Here is a 20,894-nt window from a genome sequence, read left to right on the forward strand (position 1 = left end):
CTCGGCTGTGAAACGCGACTGCGGCGACGATACTTGGAGGGTGACTTCCTGGGAAAATAGCTCGGTGCCCGGTTAATATTAGACAGAACCCCAACATGAAAGCGTTGGGGTTTTGTTGTTTTAATAGGTTTTAATCGCCAAAACCCGCACCCTGAAGGGTGGGGCTATACGGACGAAGCCCGCCTGCGCGAGCTAATAGAAAAACCGCAAAAACTGATTTGGTATGAGGTTAAAAATTTCCCACTGTTGCACCAGGGTAATTAATAACGAGGGAATGTGGGAGTTTGTTGAATGAGCGAAAGTTTCCAAAATCTGACCCATAGCGAATTAAAAGCTTATATTACAGCTCATCGGAATGATGAGTCTGCTTGTCACGCAGCACTTAAAATTCTGATGAGCCGCAGGAGTGAAAATACTGCTAAATACGCCTACGATATTACCGATGAAGAGATGAAGGCTATTTTTCAGGAAAAACTTTAATCAAAATCATAATACGTTTGTTGCCGATCGCCGTTTTGGATAGACTGTCGGTGTATTGCCTTCCATTAGGGAAGATTCCCTCTCAGAAATTGCTTCCCCTGATTCTGTAGTGTTAGAGGCGAGGGGGGAGGAGTGTTGAAGGCTCCCCAACAGAAGAACGAGATTTATCCGAGCAACTCGATCGCTTAATGACGTTGCTGAAGGCAAAAGCTTATGCAGAATCAATAAAATGAGTTTTTCTTCCATACCGACGGCTTTGCGTCAGCTTACGAGCGATCGGGCTGAAGGGAAATGCGAATACTATCTCATTCACCAAGACTTTTCAATTTACCGCCAGGAAGTTGACCTTATTGCGGTCAAACATGGAGGGCAAACGATCGCCGAGAATCTAGCTTTATCTTGTTTACCCTGCAACCGACACAAAGGTTCTGACTTAGCAGCCTTTGTGCCGGTTAGGGGGGAAATTGTTCCGTTATTCAACCCACGCGCCCAAGTCTGGTCAGAGCATTTTCGATTAGAAAACGCTCAAATTGTCGGGATTACGCCTACAGATCGAGCAACGACATTTTTGTGGAGATTCAACGCTCTACAACCCTAGGATCCACAACAATGATTCCTTGACCGGGACCTTCGTATATTTCGACGTGAGCTACTTCTCCAGTACCTGAATAAAATCGTACTTGCGCTCTGGATTCAGAAGGCATGGATAGCCAATTACTATACCCATCCAATCTTTGAGAATTCAGAGTAGTCGTAAATCCATATCCCATCTGATTACAATTCGGCTTGCTCCCTGCTCAATCGAACAGCCAATTGATTCAGCCTGAGCTTGGTTCTGTCCATAAAAACTGCAATTAGACCTATAATTTTTTACTCCTTTCCCCCTTGGGCCTTCGGCGTGAACATTGCTAGAGGAAGCAATCGTAAATGCTATAAGCAAATTGGCCACCAAAGCGCCTCTATAAAACAAACCTGAGTTGAGCTTCATCTTATCATTAACCTCCTTCGGCTAAAACAGAATATTCAGTAAATTGCTAACTGCATCTTACCTATGCTGCTAAATTTTATTGAGATGTAACAGCTATAGCAATCCTAAATCAGTGGTGTCATGGATCCGGGTCTGAAAGGCTGGGAGTGCGAGCATCTTGCTCGCTAGTTTTGTTACAAATCATTTAGGACTGCTATATGTCACAAAACTTCAAATACTTTAAATTTTATCGGAACTTAGAATAGTTCCTTTCAATTATGGTCCCCAATCAAGTCTTACATCTGCATGATTTTGGATAGGTCTTAAAAGAATACAAAAATCGCCAACATAGTTTAGGTCTATGTTAATATTTTGGCCGTTTAATTGTGACCTATCAGCGACTTGAGCTACAGCTAAATTTGGAACTACATTCAAGGTAGTAGTCAGTAAAGCAATCGCGCAGAGTTTAGAACGATTGACTTTCATTAGGAGTATCCTCAAATCCCTCTAGCTTGTACCCACTATAACAACCCGGTTTTAGCTTGTCCAGTGATAAAAAGTGACGAAAAGTGATAAAAAGTAGCGTTTTTTTGCTTTTTGTGGTAAGATGATCGCAAATTCGAGGGGCGGATGGCGGAGTGACTCCTGCTGCGAACAGGTGGCGGTGGCTCCAGCTAAGTTGTCCTACCTGCTGCTAACCCCTGGTCACATTACCATAACAACGTTCAGGAGGACTTGAGAGATGAAGGTTGACGAAGCACTGGCGCTTGTGGAAACTGTCCTGGAGGACGATCGCCTCAATGACGTTCAAGAGTTGATCTTTCGTCAGTGTTGGGAAGGAAACCAGTCTTATCAGGAAATTGCTCAAGTCTCTGGATATAATTCGGAATATATCAAGGCAACAGGTGCTAAACTCTGGAAGTTACTGACAGAAGCATTCGGAGAAAAGGTTAAAAAAGGTAATCTCCAGTCTGTTCTGAAGCGATATTTACGTCGGAATCAAATAAATTTGTATCGCACTCAAGTCATTGGAGTGAATCTTAGCGGAGGCAGCTTAAGTGAAGCTAATCTCAGTGGTGCAAAACTATTTGCTAATTTAGGCCAAGCTGATTCCTGTCAAGGCGATTTCTACAAAGCGAAAAGGCCGGATGATAAGATTGGATTATTACAGTCAGATGATATAAATGCCGAACCGGAAGTCAACCCGATCGCCCATTCAAATTCTGAATCCAGTTTTCATTCCTGGAATGGTTGGCAGTTTCGATCGCAGGCAGAGGTGAAGATTGCAGAAGCACTCGATCGCGCGGGAGTTTTGTTTTTCCCCAACGCTACGGCGCGGTTGACGACTCCGGAGAATCGGAAAAATCAAACCCTTCATTTTCTGGTTTGTTCTGAAGGAAAGTTAGGGATTCTAGTCATGGAGGGGGTGGCGGAGGATGAGGCAGAAACCGATCGCCTTATGCAAACTCAGGGTATCCACATCATCCATCATTACCCGGTTACCCAATGTATGGAAAACAGTGATGGGGTGGTGTTGGAATTTTTACAAGCGTTGAGTCAAGCTTAGAAACTCCTATTTCACTGGCTTTTTTTCACCCTCCACCAGCAGGAATCACAGCACAGAGCGTTCTTTCCTCTTTGGACTTACCCATTATTTAATATCAAACCCTAAATGTAGGGTTGATTCTCAAAATCTGTGTAAGTCCTGTCTCTATTCAGTGGGTGATTCTTCACGGAATTGTTCTGGGGTTTCATCAAATTCATCGGGTTCATCGTTTTCTGAATTTTGTTCTTTTTGCAAAGGCAATTCTAGTTGTTGCGGTAGCTTGTCTAACTGAAAGTATTGATGAAATTTACTGGTTACTTGCAACCAGTACGATCGCCCATCTGATTGTCTTCTTTTGCGGACAAATCCCTGTTGCACGAGTTCTTGAACGTGCTGATAGGCACCCGAACCGCGCAACTCTACTAAGTCAGTTTGAGAAAGGGGACCTTTCAGGGCGATCGCGGCGAGCGTTCGTAAAGCACCCACACCTAATTCAGCAGGAATCAAACTATGCACCAACTCTTGAAAAACCTCTCGCAGTTGGAGACTATACCCATTATCCGTTTCCACCACTTCTAAAGCGCTGTCGCGATGAGCGTAATCATCGATCAGCTCGATGAGTGCTTCGGAGGCTGTTTCTTTGTCACACCCTGCATATTCGGCGATTTCGGCAAGCGAAAGCGGTTTGCCTTTTAAATACAGTATGGCTTCAATCTGACTGGCTAAATTAGGCATTTATGATTTTTCCTTCCATCAAATCGCTTACCCCTGAAGATTTTAAATCTCTGGGGAATAGAGTTAAAAACTTCCGGGGATTTAATCTAACTGTCGTCCGGTGAGTTCGACGAAAATATCTTCTAAATTAGAAGGACGAACCATCAAACCCGTTTTATCCGGTTGTTGTTCCAAATACGCATTAGCGGCTGTTATATTGGGGAAAAATTTGTACTCCCATCGATCGCCAATTTGCTTCATCACTAACCCCTCCCCATGTTTTTTCCGAAACTCCTCCAGAGTTCCCAATTCAATGAGTTTGCCGCTATCCATAATGCCAATCCGATCGCATAGATATTCCACCTCATCCATATAATGAGTCGTTAACAACATCGTCATTCCTTGGCGGTTTAAATCCCGAATAATTTCCCATAATCTCCGGCGAGTTTGCGGGTCTAATCCCACCGTCGGTTCATCCAAAAACAAAATTTGCGGTTGATGCAATAAAGCGCGGGCGATTTGCAATCGGCGCTTCATCCCGCCAGAGAGAGTTTTCACCAAACTTTCTTTGCGATCGCTTAATTCTACATACTCCAACCAGCGCTCGATTCGCCGTTGTCGTTCCGAGTTGGGAATGTGGTGCAGCCGCCCGTGAAATTCCATATTTTCCCACACTGTCAGGTCGTTATCCACACTGACTTGTTGCAAAACAACGCCAATGCACTGCTTCACCTGAATCGCTTGACGCCGGACATCATATCCACCAATTTCAATTTTCCCCCCCGTGGGTTTGGTGAGGGTAGTCAGCATCCGAATTGTGGTAGATTTACCCGCACCGTTTGGGCCGAGCAAGCCAAACATTTCTCCGGGCTGAATCGTAAAGGATAAACCTTTCACCACGGGGACTTTATTGTAACTTTTTTCAACGTTTTGCAGACAAACCGCTGTACTCATAAAAATTTCAGGGTCAGAAAAGGTTCTTTACTTACGGTAGCATTAAACGCGATCGCCCCCCACTGCCCATTCCCCAACCAGGCGATCGCCGCAGTCGGTTAAGCCCTCACAGCTCTTCATCTCCACTGTGCGGTGGGTCTTGCATTTCTTGCAAAGATTGCCAGCCGGCTTGCCACAGGGATTTGTCTTTCAGCTGTTTGGCATTCAACCAAAAACGCACCTGGCGATCGCAAGCTGCCACCACTTCTGCAAACACCCATTTGCCTTGGTTTTTGCGGTTGACCACTTGAAAGTGTCGCCACCCCCAGGTTTCTTGCAGAGCGGTCCATTTTGAACCCACTAAGTACGGAAATTTCTGCTTTTTTGCCATCACTGCCTCAAGTTGGAATAAGTGAATTCGCCTGTGTTTACCATGACATATTTTGCCCGATCGCGCGAGGACGATCGCATTCACCTAGAGTGTCGTCGTAACAGGGAGAACCCGGCGCTCGGGCTTCCAGAAGGCGATAAAGATTAATTCAATCCCGAGGGGGCGATAAAATTCCCTCGGATGACCTACGGACATAACGTTCTATCCTCCTGATTAATATAGGGATTGGTTTGCAAATAATCGCGAACCCAATTGCAGGCATAGTCTAACAAATCCACAGAAAGTACCCGGTCTAAATCCCACAACATAACCCGGTTATCCGCTCCTCCCGTAGCCAGAGTGTTGCCATCGGGAGAGAATGTGAGGCCCCAAACGCCAGTACCGTGAGCGTTGAGGGTAGCGATCGCGGTGCCGTCCAGCCTCCAGAGTTTCACCGTACCACCATCGCTAGCCGAGGCCAACATCTGACCGTCCGGGTGGAAAGCCACATGCCTCACTTTACTCTGATGTCCAGTGAGAGTAGCGATTAACGTACCATCGGTGCGCCAGAGTTTGACCGTGTTATCGTTAGCAGCAGAAGCCAGGATGTTGCCGTCGGGGGAAAACGCCACTTTCCAGACCGGGGCTGTGTGACCTTCGAGGGTGGCGATTTCCCGGCCATCAGAGTGCCATAGCTTCAGGGTATTGTCTTCGCTGGCAGTGGCCAGGATTTGACCGTTTGGGGAAACAGCGACCCCCACCACCCAACCGCGATGGCTGTCGAGGGTGGCGAGTAAGGTGCCGTCGAGTTGCCAGATTTTGGCGGTATTATCACGATGGGCGGTGAGGAGGCGTTGACCGTCGGGGGAAAAGGTAGCATCCCAGATAGGGGTGGATTGAATGGTTCTCACTAAGGTGCCATCCGGGTGCCAAAGCCTTGCGGTGCCGTCCAAACTGGCGGAGAGGAGGAAGCGACCGTCGGGACTGAAGGCCACCCCATGAACCGAAGTTTTATGCTTAGTGAGAGTGCGAATCAGCGTGCCATCCGGGTGCCAGAGTTTCACGGTGCGATCGTTACTGGCGGAGGCGATTAACTCACCGTCGGGACTAAAGGCGATCGCTAAAATTTGGTTGCTATGGCCATCGAGGGTCAACCAAAATGGGTTGCGAAACCGCCAGAGTTGGATGTGATTGTCCCACCCCCCAGAAGCCAGGAGTTTACCGTCGGGGGAAAAGGCAACACCAAAAACGTCGGCTTGATGTTTTTCCAAGCTGGCCAATTCCGTGCCATCGATTCGCCAGAGTTTAATCTGCTGGTCGGTGCTACCGGAGGCGAGAAATTGACCATCGGGAGAAAAGGCCACGGACCACACGCCACCATTGTGAGCCGCGAGAGTCTGTTGCACCTGGCCCTGCCGGTTCCAGAGTTTCACGGTTTCGTCCCAACTGGCGGAGGCCAAGGTGCGACCGTCGGGAGAAAAAGTGAGGTCGTAAATGGGGGAGTTATGGTCGGTCAGGGTGGCGATCGCAGTGCCGTCCGGTTTCCAGAGTTTTATAGTTCGGTCTAAACCACCGGAGGCGAGAATTTCACCGTCCGGGGAAAAGGCGACGGTCAACGCCGCCCCGGGATGGGCGTTGATGCTGTGGATGGGGGTACCGTCGAGTTGCCAGAGTTTCACCGTGCCGTCCCAACTGGCGGAGGCCAAGGTGCGACCGTCCGGGCTAAAACTCACATCCCAGATCCGATCGCCATGTCCGGTGAGGGTTTGCAACAAAGTGCCGTCGGGTTGCCAGAGTTTAATCGTACCATCGTTGCTGCCGGTGGCAATAGTGTTTCCGTCGGGGGAGAAGGCGATACCTACCACCCCGGCGGTATGACCGGTTAAGGTGGCGACTAAACTCCCGTCTTTGCGCCAGATCCGGGCGGTGCGATCGTTGCTGGCGGAGGCGATCGAGGTGCCGTCGGGACTAAAGGCAATCCGAAACACTTCGCCGCCATGTCCGGCGAGGATGTTGGCTTCGATGGTTGTATAAGAGGCTTGTTGCAAGAGGCGCTGGGTTAAGGCGGTGAGTTGGGGGTTGGCGGATCCGAATTGGCGGAGGCGCTGGTGGGCGGCGATCGCCTTGACTAGGGCATCTAACTGATGATTGGAGGCAAAGAGGGCATCGGAGGTGGTGGCGATCGCCTGGATTTCGCTTTCGAGGGCGTAGCGATACTGCCAAAAGGTGGTCAGGCTCAAACTAATGGCGATCGCTAAGGCAATGCTACCAATTCCTAACAACTTTCGTTGCAACCGTCCGATTTGCTCTTCCTGTCGCTGACGTTTCTCGCTTTCGGCAAGTTGCTGTTGCATCGATTCCATCTGAATTTTCAGCGCCCGCGCTTTTTCGGCATCTAAAAGTTCTTGCAGTCGGGCGCGATCGCTTTCTTCACTCGCCGCTAAATACTGATAGTCTAAGTCGCTTAAACTCTTGCCCCTTGCCCAACTTTTGGCCTCTTGCAATGCCTGTCCCCGCAACAGGCGCGAGGAATCGCTTTTTTCCGAGGCAATCCACTCGTCAAACAGTTGCGCGTAGGGACGCAATTGCGCCAATTGTTCCCGCACCCAAATGAGGTTAAAAACCTGCTGATAAATCCGGTTCCTAACTTGTAATTTTCCTCCCTTTTGCACCAGCAAACCACTGAGCAATAATTCCATGTGGTCTTTGCTGCCGTTGGCGGCGACGGGAAGTTCTTGTAAAATTTTTTGATAAACTCCCAATAACCGCCCGGTGTTTGACTTGCTGGTGAGGCGATCGCGAATCGTCCGCAGGTGTTCCGGTTCGTCTTGAAATTCCCAGTTGTCTATTATTCGCGATCGCACCACGAAATCCACCCAACTTTCTTCTCGCTTTTTACCTTCCGAAAAGGGGATAATTCCCTCTGCACTCTGCCAGAGTAAATCGCATATTTTTTGGGTTAAAAACGGTTGTCCGTCGCTCCAATAAAGGATGCGATCGAGGAAAGCCTTACCCTCTCCAAGGGGGTTTAATCCTCGGGCGATGGGATGGACTTCTGCAGCACTAAACCCTTGCAAGGCGATGGCTTTGCCGATGTTAAATGGGGTGCGACTGCGGTCTTGAATTAAATCTGAAGGAGTTGCCACCCCAAACAGGGCAAAACTCAATCGTTGGTATTCCGGGTCACTGGCTCTTTGATTGTAACAGTAGCGAATCCAGGCGAAAAAATCATCCACAGCAAAGGGTAAACTGAGGAGGCTATCAATTTCATCTATAAAAATAATCAAGTTTTCACTGGTAAAATTCGGCCAGATAATTTCCTCCACAAAGTAGGTAAGCCTTTGACTGAAAGACAAATCTTCTCTCTGCTTCCACCAGGTTTTAAAATTGACTTTGCCCAGCAAATTGAAACCGCGCCATAAATCTACCATCAGCCCTTTATACCATTGCAAGGGCGTAATGTTTTCGCTGCCAATTTGGGTCATATCCACCGTGGCACAGGAATAGCCCTCTGCTTGCAAACGCGCTCTCGTTTTTACCATCAGGGATGATTTTCCCATCTGTCTGCAATTGAGCAGATAACAAAATTCTCCCTGTTGTAAGGCATCCTGGAGTTCTATATCTGCACGGCGCTTGACGTAGGTGGGAGATAGGGGCGGAAGACTACCGCCCACTTGGTAAATAGAGTGGTTCATTTATTAAGTGTCTTGCATTACAGCAGGGCGATCGCTGAAGGCGATCGGGGCAATTTTTCCCATTGGCGATAAGTTAAACGCCCTGGAATTATAGCAATTGCCATCGAGAATTACTCTACTTTTTCGGCAAGGGTTTTGGGAGAAATATCCACATTGTACGCCACTCCATCTAAATTGCCAATCCAGTAAGGAGTTGGTTCATCTTCCCATCGGACTACATTTGGGGAAAGTAGCTTCGTCGAATCAAATTGCTGCCAGTTCGATCCGGTGGCTTTCCAGGAGGTTTTGCTTTCTTCTTGTCCCCGATATCGCATGGCGAACAGTTCGCTAATCAGATGGGTTTGCGGGTCGAATTTCACCCAGAGGGTTTCGGTGCGATCGCGCCAGGGAATTCCCACTCCCACGGTGTTCTCATCTACCACTTTCCACTGAATGTTGGAATCGTTAACCAACATGGCGGGCAACCAAACCAAGGTTTCTGCCCATAAATTTAATGTCGCTCCTTGGTCGATTTTTTCTCCGGTTTCTGTGAAACTCACTAATCCTTTTCCTGCCATTTTACCAGAATTATCGAGATAGGAATCGGCAGCTTTAAAAATCGGAATACCAAACCAGGTTAATTCCATATAGCGACAAAATTCATTCTGACGATAGTAGGTTTTAAATCGCAGAAATGTCTGCAATCCAGACAGTTTGAATTTTGCCCGTCCCCAAATCGCGGCGGATTCGATTTTCGGAATCCGTTCCCCGTAAATAGCGTGACAGTAATGCTGCATCTGTGGCGGCATATTTTCTGGCAGTTCGACTGTGCCAAAGTCTTGGGTCGGTTCTTCGGGATGAGGGGGAAAACTGGCGGGTTTGATTTTCAATCCCAGCCAACCCATGCCGATAAATCCGGCGATCGCACCCAAGAGAATTTCGCTAATTTGAAGAATTGAGTTCATAGTTTTGTTGGGTTTAAATTGTTTTTTTTGGGTAATTTGGTGTTAAACTGATTGAGGCAAGGTTGTGATTTGAGGAGGAATGGTGGGCAGTGCCCACCCTACGTGAACAAATAATTGTTTTACGTTTTGCGCGATAAGAAACGTGCTGCAAATACACCACCGATTAAGCCAAACAAATGCCCTTCCCAGGAAACGCCTTGTTGCAAGGGCAAGACTCCCCAAATAATTCCGCCGTAGAGAAAACCCACGAGAACGGATAATAAAATTGAAACCAGATTGCGCTCAAAGAAACCGCGCAGGAGCAAATACCCCAGATAGCCAAAGATGACGCCACTTGCGCCTATATGGAAACCGGGAGAACCAAACAGCCACACGCCCATTCCACTGACGAGCATGGTGACCGCCGTTACGATAAAAAAGTCGCTGGTTTCGCGCAACATGACCAACCAACCTAGGGTGATAAAGGGAACGGTATTGGCAATTAAATGGGGCCAACCGCCATGCAAAAAGGGCATGAATAAAATGCCGCGCAATCCAATGATATTACGGGGGAGGACGCCGTAAGCGTCTAACCTTCCTCGGAAGAGGAATAAATCGATGAACTCCAGGATCCACATGAGGGCCACTAAGCCACCCAAAATCATCACCTGGCTTTTGAGTTCGTGGGCGATCCCCTTTGACTTGTTGCTAGTCATTTTCTGGCCTCGAAAGTCACAAATTGTTGTATGATTCTAGGGTAACAACTTTATTTGAAATTCGCGCCAATGGGATGGGGGGGGAGGCGATCGCCGACAATTGCCGATCGCTGTTTTCCCGTTTATACACTACGGCGGTAATTGTAGAGAGACGCGATTCATCGCGTCTCTACATAATGATGCCGATGTTACCTGCGGAAGGCGCGGATGAGATTAAAGGTTCTCGATGTCCAGGGGTTCTAACGCCTCTGCGGGTTCAAATCCAAAGACCCGGGAGTAGAAGTAAAATTCTCCATCCAGGGCGCGTTTGATGTTTTCAGCGCGTCGAAACCCGTGCTGTTCCCCTGCGAAGGGCACATAGGCGACGGGCAAGCCTTTTGTGCGAAGGGAATTGACCATCAGTTCCGCTTGGTTGGGAGGAACCACTTGGTCTTCTAACCCTTGGAAAAAGATAACCGGACAGGAGATACGATCGCAAAAATGAATGGGCGATCGCTGCACGTACAGTTCTTTTTGTTCCGGATACGGGCCGATCAACCGATCCAAGTAGCGCGATTCAAACTTGTGCGTTTCTTTGGCCAACGCTTCCAAATCGCTGACGCCGTAATAGCTGGCACCGGCTTTAAACACCGCCCGGAAGGTGAGCGCCGCCAAAGTGGTATAACCGCCCGCACTTCCGCCGGCGATCGCCAGTCGGTTTCCATCCACCATCCCGCGTTCCGCCAGATATTTCGCACCATTGGCGCAGTCATCCACATCCACAATTCCCCAGCGATCGTTGAGACGCTGGCGATACTCGCGTCCGTATCCGGTACTCCCGCCATAGTTGACGTCGAGGACCGCAAAACCGCGACTGGTCCAATATTGGATTCCCAAATTCAAACTCCGACTCGCCGCCGCAGTGGGTCCGCCGTGACTTTTCACCAGCAGGGGCGGCAATTCGTTCTCGGGGGCGATACAGTCGCGATTGGTAGGGGGATAAAAGATACCATAGGCGGTCAATCCGTTTTCCGTGGGAAACTCCACCGATTGCGGGACGGAAAGATAACCCGGATCTAGGTCTAAATCGATCGATTGGCGCAGAACTTGCCCTTGACTCGTAGTGAGATTAAAGGCGATCGCCGCAGTGGGTGCGGTGGCACTTCCGCCGATAAAGGCAAGGCGATCGCCGGCCACCTGCACGGAAGAAATAGAGGTATAAGGCACTTCGATCGCCTGGAGGCTGCCAGTGGTAGTGTCCAGGGTAGCTAAATGCCAATTGCCTCGCTCGGTATAGGCGCAGACAATGCGATCGCTGGCGGCAAACCCATAGGTAGACATGCCAAACACCCAGTGAGGCACGCCGAATTCTGCCGCCATTTCGCACAAGGGTTCGACGCGATCGCCGGTCCACCGATAGAGATTCCACCACCCAGAGCGATCGGAGACAAAATACAAAGTGCCATCCGGGGACCATTGCGGTTGAAAAATCGACTCGTCCACACCTCCCGCAACTTTTTCGCTGGTTCCGAGAGACCCGTCAGCATTCACCTGCGCCACCCACAGTTCCGTGCCATCCCAGGGCATATTCGGGTGATTCCAGCTCAACCAGCACAGGGTTCCCCCATCGGGACTGAGGCGCGGGGTAGAATAAAAATCCTCTCCCGCCACTAACACGCGCACATCCGCCCCATTTTCGGCGCTAACGCTCACTAAGGTATTGAGGGGTTCGGCGGCGCTGCTGTGGTCTTCGCGCACGCAAATCAGCCGATTTCGCTGGGCATCGATCGCATAATCGGCATAGCGCATTTTCCCTTCCGGGGTCAGGGGTTGCGGTTCGCCCCCCGGGGGTTGACGGTAGATGCGCTGGTCGGTAAAATTAGAAAAATACACGGTGCCCTCACTCACAGCGAATGCACCGCCGCCATATTCGTGAACCCGGGTGCGAACGTTGAATCCCTCTGGGGTAACATCGCGGCGATCGCCGTCGGATGTATGCTTGACGATCGCATAGCGTCCCCCTTCTGAGGGTCGCATCTCCACCCAGTAAATGTCATTCCCATCTAGGGCAATTTGCCCTACCCCCACGGTACCGGCAACTATCAGATCCGAGGTGATAGGGGATTTCCACGATCCATAAGGTATAACTTGCGGTTCGGACATGTTCGGTCTCCACACAACAGCGTCAGCAAGAGTGGGAACTGCACTCCCCCGGCTAAATCCCAGGGGGTTTCATTCCCGAATTCCTCGCCTTAGATAATCTATCATTGAGCCGACCGGATTGGATAGTCCCCCCGATGGTTTCAGCGACGCCCCCGGCGAAACCGCCACCCCCAACGCCGCTTTTTTTGGCCATCACGGTTCCCCTGCAATTTCTCATTTCTGGCGCTATTCGGGTTTCGGTTTATAATAAAAGTTACGCCAATCCCTCATCTCGTTTTTCCACAGGTGAAAAACGTTTGAAAATGGGCTAACCGAGAATTAAATTCTCTGGGGTTTTATAATTCGGTGCAGTTGTCGTGCAAATCAAGAAAGGGTGGGGAACCGCAAAACATGTTTTTTCCGATCGCAATTCTCAAAATTTTTATTCCGTTGGGCTTAATCTTATGTGGCTTAATTGGCGGGTTAATCTTTGAAAAGCGACTCTTCACCAAACTGAAAGCTATCCCGCAAATCCACAAGCTGCGCCGCTATAAAAATTTAGTCGAATCCCTCAAAGGGATGCCATTTGTCATTTTTTTTACCGCCGGAATTTATGGGGCGATCGTCACCAGTGGGTTAACCCCTACCATAGAAACGGTTCTCTCGAAAATTATTTTAGCCTTTCTTTTAGGGGCAATTACCCTGGTTTTCTCTCGCCTTTCTTTGGGATTCATTCGGGTTTACAGTCAAACGTCCGAACGAGTTTTGCCCTTAACTTCGTTATTGGAAAATCTCACCCGCCTGTTTATTTTCACCCTCGGTACTTTGATTATCCTCCAATCAATTGGGATTTCGATTACCCCGCTGCTGACGGCGTTAGGGGTAGGGGGAATTTCGATTGGTTTGGCCTTGCAAACAACCTTGGCAAATCTGTTTTCCGGACTAAATATTATTATGTCGCGAAAAGTCAATCCGGGAGATTATGTCAAACTAGAAACCGGTGAGGAAGGATATGTGACGGATGTGACTTGGCGACATACCACGATTCGGGAAATTCCCAATAATTTGGTGGTGGTGCCGAATTCGCAATTGGTGTCGGCGACGTTTAAAAACTACGCCTTACCGCAAAAAGAAATGATGGTGCTGATTGAGGTGGGAATCAGTTACAAGAGCGATTTAGAAAAAGTGGAACAAGTGACCCTAGAAGTGGCGAAAGCGGTGATGCGAGAAGTGCCCGGAGGGGTGCCGGAATTTGAGCCGTTTGTTCGATATCATAGTTTTGGGTATTTTAGCATTAATTTTACGGTGTATTTGGCGGGTCAAGAATATTTCGATCGCCTGATTACTACCCATGAATTTATCAAGCGATTGCATAAGCGCTACCAAGCGGAAGGCATTAAAATTCCGTTTCCCATTCGCCCGGTTTACCCCCAAGATGGGGAAAAAATTGACAGCCAATAATTCAAAAACCCCCTGGAACGGGGTAGGGTAAACGAACCTAACCCGCCCGAGAGGATGTTTGATTGGTAATCTTCTTTCCCAGGAGATAATCTCTAAAAACGCAAAAAAAATCCCTGATGAGAAGGGGCGATCGCCGGGGTATGCGTACTCAACCACGCATCATAATAGGCGGAGACATCTTCGGGGGGGGTGTCGATGTCCGGTTGAGATTTCGCCCCTCTTCTCAGGGACATTCTTAATGTATCGTCGATCGCCGCGAACTCGCTTCACCCATTTGGCTCACCCGATTGGGTGATATTCTCTCTAGAGAAAGTTGGGATCTGGAGATATCCTCATCAGACAGAACCGATCCTGGGTTAGGATCCTGGATGAAACACCATTTTCGGACGCAGGACCGATGGGGTTTCGCCGGGATTGATTTGGCCAATTCCCAAGAAGCGCCCATCTTCGCGGTAAACCTGCAAAGGCGGAGTCAGGATGCTGCGATCGCCGAGGCGTAATTGCTGACCCTGACACCAGCGACGCGCTTCTTCGCGATTCAGGGTGACGGCGTTTAAATGTGCTAGGGCGGTGGCGGGGGGAATGAGTTGAAACTCCCCTTGTTGCAGTTGCGTTTCCACATCGGCGAAGGTTAAGCTATCCTCCAGGTGGAACCCGCTACTGGCGGTACGGGTGAGACGGGCGAGGGTTGCGCCGGTTTGTACCCGCGCCCCGATATCCCGGGCGATCGCTCGGATGTAGGTGCCAGGCCCGCAAGCGATCGCCAGGTCGATTTCGGGAAAATCTCCGGCGCGCCACCCCAGCACTTCGATGTCACGCACCTCCACCTGGCGCGCGGGCACCTCTACCGCTTCACCGGCGCGCGCTAACTCATACAGGCGAGTTCCGTTCACTTGAATGGCACTATATGCTGGGGGCACTTGCTGAATTTTGCCGAGAAACTGGGGTAATGTTTCTTCCACTTGCTCCCGCTTCAGGGAGAATGCCGGTGCTGAAGTGACGATTTCTCCCTCTAAATCATCGGTGGTGGTCGTCACGCCGAAGCGCACTGTGGCGCAATAAGCTTTATCCGATCGCATGTATTGCAACAGGCGGGTTGCTTTGCCGATCGCGATCGGTAACACCCCGGTGGCGGCGGGGTCTAAGGTGCCCCCATGTCCCACGCGCTTGATTCGCAACAGGCGTCTGATCCGCCCTACGCAGTCGTGAGAGGTCATGCCCTTCGGTTTGTTCAGATTTAGGAATCCTTCCACAACAGTCTCATCCCGCTTCTAGATCGCTCGCACTGGGGTGCCCAAATCCGCCGATTCCGGGGGGTTTTACCCCCATGTCGGACAAGGGCAACGGAGAATCCCAGTGCCATCGGTGATATTGTAGCGCGAGATGGGGACAAAATAAAGCAGCGATCGCCTAGAAATTCGATCGCTGCGGTTCAGTTGGTTGGCGCAATCTGGAAAACGCCTAGGAATGCGCTTCCGAGAGCGGTTTGTTCGGCGTGAGAAGCAAATACAAACAAGGGGTAACTAACAGGGCGATCGCGGTAGAGGCGATTAGCCCAAAGGCGATCGCCGCACATAAGGGAAACCACACGGGGTCGCTCAACGCCATCGGGATTACCCCTGCAATCGTGGTCAAACTGGTAGTGAGAACCGGACGCAAGCGATCGCTCGCTCCCTTCGCCGCCGCTTCTCGCACGTTCATCCCGCGATCGCGGTGGTTGTTCATCGTCTCCACAATCACGATCGAATCATTCACCACAATCCCGGTCAGGGAAATAATCCCAATCACCGCCGGAAACGAAATCGGAATCCAGGCCAGGAAAAATCCGCCAAACGTGCCAATCAGCGCAAACGGAATCGCCAGAATAATAATAAACGGCTGAGTGAACGATCCAAACTGAATCACCAACACCGCAAACACCAGAAACAAGGACACCCCGGCCATTTGTTTCGCCGATCCGAAGGTTTCGCTTTGGGTTTCCGCTTCGCCGCCGAAGTGATAATTATACCCCACCGGCCAACTGCGTTTCATTTCTTCCAGCTTTGGCTCTAAATCCGCTAAAATCTCACCCACGGTGCGCCCGGAGGTTTTCCCTAACACGGTGACGGTACGTTGGGTATCCTTGTGCGTAATCGACAGGGGCGCTTCTCCCATTTCCCGTTCCAGAACCTGACCCGCCGCTAGGGTTTCGCCACCGGCAAAGATGCGAATCTGCTGCAGTTCGTCCCGGCGGGTGGGACCGCCGATGTCACCACCTCGGGAAGGCCATGCGGTACTTAAGTGAATTTCCAAATCTTCCTCACCTCCGCCCAGGGGAAAATTACCGATATCCGTATCGGTCATGGCATATCGTCCCTGCATGGCTAGGTCGTCGGGATTCACGCCGTAGAAATCCATCGCTTCGCGACGGGGACGGAACTTGATATCCGGTCGCAATGCCCCCAGGTCATCTCGCACGTCGGAGGTGCCCGGGATTTCTCTCAAAGCGAGTTGCACTTCGGTGGAAATGCGGCGCAATTGGTCCATATCTCGACCGCTAATTTCCACCGCGATCGGGTCGCCGCCTTCCCCGGTACTTTCCGCATTCACCACCAAAGACGCACCGGGATACTGCTGCAGGGCTTTATCTAATTCTACCCGCAATTCGTCTTCATATTCAAAGGAATATTTCTCCCGTTCTGATTTGGGCGAAAATATAGCAGAAAACCCGACCAAGTAGTTCCCCTGGTTCGGTTTCATGCCGCTTTCTTCCACCAAATTGCTCCGCTGTCCGACAAATTTAATAACGCTTTCTAAATACTCTTTTTCTCGCAGTATTTCTCCAATATCATCGGCAACGGTTTGGGAGGTTTCTAACGTGGTGGTAGGGGGTAATTCGATATTGATGCTCAGTTTATCGCGGTCGGAATCGGGGAATAAAGTGCCGGGAACGCTTCCGACTAAAATTAAGGCGCAAACAAACAGACTCACTGCTCCAAATACCCACAGGCGGGCAGTGGTTTTGTTGCGAACGGTGGTTTTTAAGGTCCAGCGATGATAGCGGTGGGAAACCGTTTCGGTGAGTTGGTCGATAAAGGTTTTTTTGCCTTTGCCAGTTTGATTGGCGAGTAAGTAGCGCGAGAGGGGAATATCAATCAAAAGGGCGATCGCATAACTTAAAATCAAGCAAGTAATCGCGCTAATCGGAATTAACCGGATAAATTGCCCCATCGTCCCGCTAATCGCCATTAACGGAGCCATTGCTAAAATGGTGGTTAACTGCCCGGATAAGGCTGGAATGGCATAGGTTTTGACGGTTTTTAGGGCTGCTTGATTGAAGCTCAATTCTTCGATAAAAATGCCTTCGTGCATGCCTTCCATCATCAGGATGAAGACATCGACAAGCAAACCGAGGGCTAAAATCATGCCGATAGTAACCATCGTGTTGAGGGTTGTACCGGCTATCCATAAAATGGCCACCGCGCCCATAAAAGTTAGGGGAATCGATAAGCCGGCAATCAGTGCCTCGCGCCAACTTAAGGCGAAGAATAAAATGATAAAAACACAGAGAATTCCTTGCCAACAATTCTGAATTAAGTCGCTGAGGTCATCGCGAATTTTTTCGGCATCGGTACTAATTACTCGATATTCCATGCCGTGTGGCCAGATATTCGGGTTTTCTTTGGCGGTGGCGATCGCCTCTAAAGAATCTTCCACCACTTTAATCGTATCCGACCCGGGCACTTTGACCACATCCACGTTAATGGCGCGTTTGAATTCGCTGCCATTCCAACTCAAAAAGGCGCGATTTTCTTCTCGTTCTAAATCCCGCCGCACTTCGGCCACTTCTTTCAGGCGCACCACGCGCCCCTCGTTCCCGCCGAGACGCGCTACGGGCAAGTTTTGCAAATCCTCTACGGTGCGATAGCGCCCGTATAATCGCACTTGAGCGCCGATTTGGTCGCTTTCCACTTGCTCCCAGGGCATATCGATGTTACCCTGTTGGATGGCTTGGGCGACTTGCGTGGAAGAAATCCCCAAGTTAATCAAGCGCGAGGGCAGCAGTTGCACGTGAATTACTTCGTCCCGCTGACCGCCCAAGTCTACTTTTCGCACGTTGGGCACTTTTTCTAAGATATCTTGCAGGTCGTCGGCGGCGCGACTCAACACGGCCATATCCAAGTCCCCGAATAAGCTCACGGTGAGTACCGGGGCGTCTTGCACGGAGATTTGCTCGACTTTCGGCTGTTCCGCTTCCTCGGGTAATTCGGGTTTGGCTTCGTCTACTTCGGCCCGGACAAGGGCAATGGACTCGCTGACCGGCGCTTCGGCCCGGAATTCGACAACGATGCGCGATCGCCCGTTATACGACGCACTGCTAATCTCTTTTAACCCCTTGAGAGATTTGAGTTCGGTTTCGATTTTGTCGGTAATCTGGTTTTCGATGGTCTCCGGGTCAGCACCGGGCCAGACTGTTTCTATACTGGCGATCGCCACTTTAATCTCGGGTTCGCCTTCTTTCACCATCGAGGCGGTCCCAATCAACCCGCCGATCGCAAATAAAATGCATAACAAAATCCCAAATACGGTTTTCAGGAAAAAGAATTTTGTCACGGGGGAAGCTTGGCGCACGTCCGGAATGTGAGACGGCGGATGATGGTTTTCGGGTGGAACTCGCAGTTCGCTCATGGTCAGTTTACCGATAAGGGTTTAACGATGTTGCCATTGGGTGAAAATTGCCACAGTTTATCGCAGTTTTCATGTCGGTTCCTCTATTGTACCCGCTCGATTAACTGCACCGGTGCGCCATCCACCAGGCGGTTTTTCCCTTCGGTGACCACCAGTTCCCCCGGTTTCACCCCGGCGACAATTTCGCGCTGGGAAATGCCTTCGATCCCGGGGGTGATTTCTCGCTTTTCCACCTTGCCGGTGGCTTCGTTGACCACAAATACATAGGGATTGCGATCGCGAAACACAAAGGCATTCAACGGCGCAACAGTTGCATTCTCATTTTCAGCCACTGCAATCCACGCCGAAACTCTCCCCCCATGTCGCAGGTTTTCCGTCCCGTCGGTAATCCGGATTTTCACTTCCACGGAACGACCCCCAGGAGTGACCGAGGGGCTGACGGAAAATACCCGCCCTCGTGCTTTGGCCCGTTGAATCAAACTGTCGCTGGTTGTATCGCCGCCGGCGGCGGCGCTGGCGTCTCCCTCGAGCACCACAAACGCCCGTTGTCCGGGTTGCACTCGTTCTCCCTCGAAGGCGGGCAGTTCTACGGTGACTTCAAATTCGCTCGGGTCGATGACAATCATCGGCACTTGTTCTACTATCGTCTGATAGTCGGCACTGGGTTGTACCCGTTGCGGCATCCAGTAGTCGCCTTCGGTGATATTCAGGTAGGCGATAATCCCGTCGAAGGGCGCATACAAGGCGCTGTCTTCTAGGTTGACGGAAGCTCTCGTTATGCCACTGCGGGCCGATTCGATGCCGGCTTGGGCGGCTTCTACTTGGGCTTCGGCGGCGCGCAGGTTGCCTTCTACCGCTCTCACTTGGCTTTCGGCAGCGCTCAGTTGGCTGTTGGCGGCTTTGACTTGACTTTTGGCTACTTCTATATCTTGGGTGGCGGCGGCGAGTTGGCTTTGTGCGGCTTGCACGTCTTTTTGGGTGGCGATCGCCTGCCGTTTGGCCGCATCTACTTCTTTTTCCGCCGCCAGGAGTTGGCTGTCGGCGGCTCTTACCTCGGATTCGGCGGCGCTCACTTGGCTTCTGGCGGTGGCAACTGCGGCTTCGGCATTCTGTAATTTGTTGGTGTACAGGTCTAAGTCGCTTTGCGAAATTGCCCCTTCTTGATATAATGTGACGCGACGCTGTTGTTCTTTGCGCGCCAGTTCTAGGTCGGCGATCGCTTTTTCTAGGTTGGCTTTGGCTTGGGCAACCTGGGAAATCGCTTGTTCCCGTTTGGCTCGCGCTTGGGCAACGTTGGCTTGCGCTTGTTCTATTTTGACTTCCGCTTGTTCGACGCCCACTTGCGCTTGCTCGACTTTGGCTTCGATTTGGGCGCGGTTGGCTCTCGCTTGCTCCACTTTGGCTTTGGCTTGTTCGATGCTGGCGTAATTTTGCTCGACGCTGGCTTGCGCTTGGGCACGGTTGGCTCTCACTTGGGAGAGATTGGCGATCGCCACGCTTTTTTGTTTCTCGGCTTCGGCGGTGGTGGCTCTCGCTTGGGTTAAATCCGCGTTGAGCCGGCGATCGTCTACTTTGGCTAACAGTTCCCCTTCGCTGACGCGATCGCCTTCTCGCAAATCCCGTCCGTTCACTTCTTTAATATAGGTGATGGTTCCGCCTTCCTCAAAGGTGAGGTGCTTGCTGCGAACCGCTGTGGCACTCCCATCGGCAAATACCCATTCCTGAATCGGCGAGACTTCCACCGGTACCGCAGCCACGGGCAAGCCCACCGGTTGCGCGGTTTGCTGCGCTTCTTGCACCGGAGCCTGGGCGTTTCGCACTCGCATGACTCCTACACCACCAAATGCCGCGATCGCCCCTAGCAAGGGAAGTACCAATAGGGTTTTTTTCACCCAGGATCCACCGGATTTGCCCCGCTTTTTCGGTTTCTCGGCGGGAATCTCTTCTTCTCGGGGGACCGTTTCTCCCGGGGCGGAAGTCTCTACCGCCTCTGGCTCCCATTCTTGCACCACTACTCTAGCCTCGCCTTCTGGATGGCGATCGCGCGTGCCTTTCCCTGCGCCATTACCATTCAACGATATCGATGATTCTTGGGGTGAAAAGCTCTGGATGGTGTTAGTCATGGTTGGTTTCCTAAAACACTGGCGTGGGTTGCATTGAGTTGAGCCGATTCGCTTGGGTTTATCTCGGCTTTTTGCCAAGATTACCTGAAAATATTCCTTTTAATATCACCGCTAGGTTGACCTGGCGATAGCACATCATTCTCTTTACAAACTCTGCTCTAGCTGTTTCTAGCTAAC

General features: G+C 50.6%; 16 protein-coding genes. 4 read left to right on the forward strand and 12 right to left on the reverse strand.

Features of this window, described 5'->3' with window-relative positions; genetic code table 11:
- Positions 1-291 precede the first annotated feature (291 nt).
- The gene (locus AC0QH1_RS02235; RefSeq protein WP_324629156.1) at positions 292-480 is read left to right on the forward strand and encodes a DUF6887 family protein; all 189 of its coding nucleotides are present in this window, start codon (positions 292-294) and stop codon (positions 478-480) included.
- 229 nt (positions 481-709) lie between these two features.
- Complete coding sequence (locus AC0QH1_RS02240) at positions 710-1,078, forward strand: HNH endonuclease (protein ID WP_324629157.1); 369 nt, start codon at positions 710-712, stop codon at positions 1,076-1,078.
- Between the two features lie 645 nt (positions 1,079-1,723).
- Here the strand turns inward: AC0QH1_RS02240 and AC0QH1_RS02245 are convergent.
- Positions 1,724-1,933: a hypothetical protein gene (locus AC0QH1_RS02245; protein ID WP_324629158.1), complete on the reverse strand. Its 210-nt coding sequence runs from the start codon at positions 1,931-1,933 to the stop codon at positions 1,724-1,726.
- Positions 1,934-2,189: 256 nt separating this feature from the next.
- Here AC0QH1_RS02245 and AC0QH1_RS02250 point away from each other — a divergent pair, with 256 nt between their 5' ends.
- Positions 2,190-3,014, forward strand: a complete 825-nt coding sequence (locus AC0QH1_RS02250) for a pentapeptide repeat-containing protein (protein WP_324629159.1) — start codon at positions 2,190-2,192, stop codon at positions 3,012-3,014.
- Between the two features lie 144 nt (positions 3,015-3,158).
- On the opposite strand, the gene scpB is transcribed toward AC0QH1_RS02250, so the two are convergent.
- From scpB to AC0QH1_RS02285, 7 genes are all read right to left on the reverse strand, one after another.
- Positions 3,159-3,728 carry an SMC-Scp complex subunit ScpB gene (gene scpB / locus AC0QH1_RS02255; protein WP_324629160.1) on the reverse strand — a complete coding sequence of 190 codons (570 nt, stop codon included), beginning with the start codon at positions 3,726-3,728 and terminating at the stop codon, positions 3,159-3,161.
- An 81-nt stretch (positions 3,729-3,809) separates the two neighbouring features.
- Positions 3,810-4,661 (reverse strand): ABC transporter ATP-binding protein, encoded by an 852-nt coding sequence (locus tag AC0QH1_RS02260; RefSeq protein WP_324629161.1) that lies wholly within the window; start codon positions 4,659-4,661, stop codon positions 3,810-3,812.
- 106 nt (positions 4,662-4,767) lie between these two features.
- Complete coding sequence (locus AC0QH1_RS02265; RefSeq protein WP_324629162.1) at positions 4,768-5,031, reverse strand: TIGR02450 family Trp-rich protein; 264 nt, start codon at positions 5,029-5,031, stop codon at positions 4,768-4,770.
- A gap of 185 nt (positions 5,032-5,216) precedes the next feature.
- Entirely contained in the window at positions 5,217-8,705 is a 3,489-nt protein-coding gene (locus AC0QH1_RS02270) for a WD40 domain-containing protein (protein WP_324629164.1), read from the reverse strand.
- 110 nt (positions 8,706-8,815) lie between these two features.
- Positions 8,816-9,649, reverse strand: coding sequence for a DUF6544 family protein (locus AC0QH1_RS02275; RefSeq protein WP_324629165.1), 834 nt, complete (start codon positions 9,647-9,649; stop codon positions 8,816-8,818).
- A gap of 119 nt (positions 9,650-9,768) precedes the next feature.
- Entirely contained in the window at positions 9,769-10,344 is a 576-nt protein-coding gene (locus tag AC0QH1_RS02280) for a rhomboid family intramembrane serine protease (protein WP_324629166.1), read from the reverse strand.
- A 213-nt stretch (positions 10,345-10,557) separates the two neighbouring features.
- Positions 10,558-12,486, reverse strand: coding sequence for a S9 family peptidase (locus AC0QH1_RS02285; protein ID WP_324629167.1), 1,929 nt, complete (start codon positions 12,484-12,486; stop codon positions 10,558-10,560).
- 390 nt (positions 12,487-12,876) lie between these two features.
- Between AC0QH1_RS02285 and AC0QH1_RS02290 the strand changes: the two genes are divergently transcribed.
- A complete protein-coding gene (locus AC0QH1_RS02290) occupies positions 12,877-13,926 on the forward strand; it encodes a mechanosensitive ion channel family protein (protein ID WP_324629168.1) in 1,050 nt (349 codons plus the stop codon).
- A gap of 92 nt (positions 13,927-14,018) precedes the next feature.
- On the opposite strand, the gene AC0QH1_RS02295 is transcribed toward AC0QH1_RS02290, so the two are convergent.
- The 4 genes from AC0QH1_RS02295 to AC0QH1_RS02310 all read right to left on the reverse strand — a co-directional run bounded on the left by AC0QH1_RS02295 (position 14,019) and on the right by AC0QH1_RS02310 (position 20,717).
- On the reverse strand, positions 14,019-14,159 hold the full coding sequence (locus tag AC0QH1_RS02295) for a hypothetical protein (RefSeq protein WP_324629169.1): 141 nt from the start codon (positions 14,157-14,159) through the stop codon (positions 14,019-14,021).
- 123 nt (positions 14,160-14,282) lie between these two features.
- A complete protein-coding gene (gene truB, locus AC0QH1_RS02300; protein WP_324629170.1) occupies positions 14,283-15,179 on the reverse strand; it encodes a tRNA pseudouridine(55) synthase TruB in 897 nt (298 codons plus the stop codon).
- A gap of 208 nt (positions 15,180-15,387) precedes the next feature.
- Positions 15,388-18,594 (reverse strand): efflux RND transporter permease subunit, encoded by a 3,207-nt coding sequence (locus tag AC0QH1_RS02305; protein ID WP_324629171.1) that lies wholly within the window; start codon positions 18,592-18,594, stop codon positions 15,388-15,390.
- A gap of 83 nt (positions 18,595-18,677) precedes the next feature.
- Entirely contained in the window at positions 18,678-20,717 is a 2,040-nt protein-coding gene (locus AC0QH1_RS02310; RefSeq protein WP_324629173.1) for an efflux RND transporter periplasmic adaptor subunit, read from the reverse strand.
- Positions 20,718-20,894 lie beyond the last annotated feature (177 nt).

The sequence above is a fragment of the Phormidium sp. CCY1219 genome (assembly GCF_055795085.1).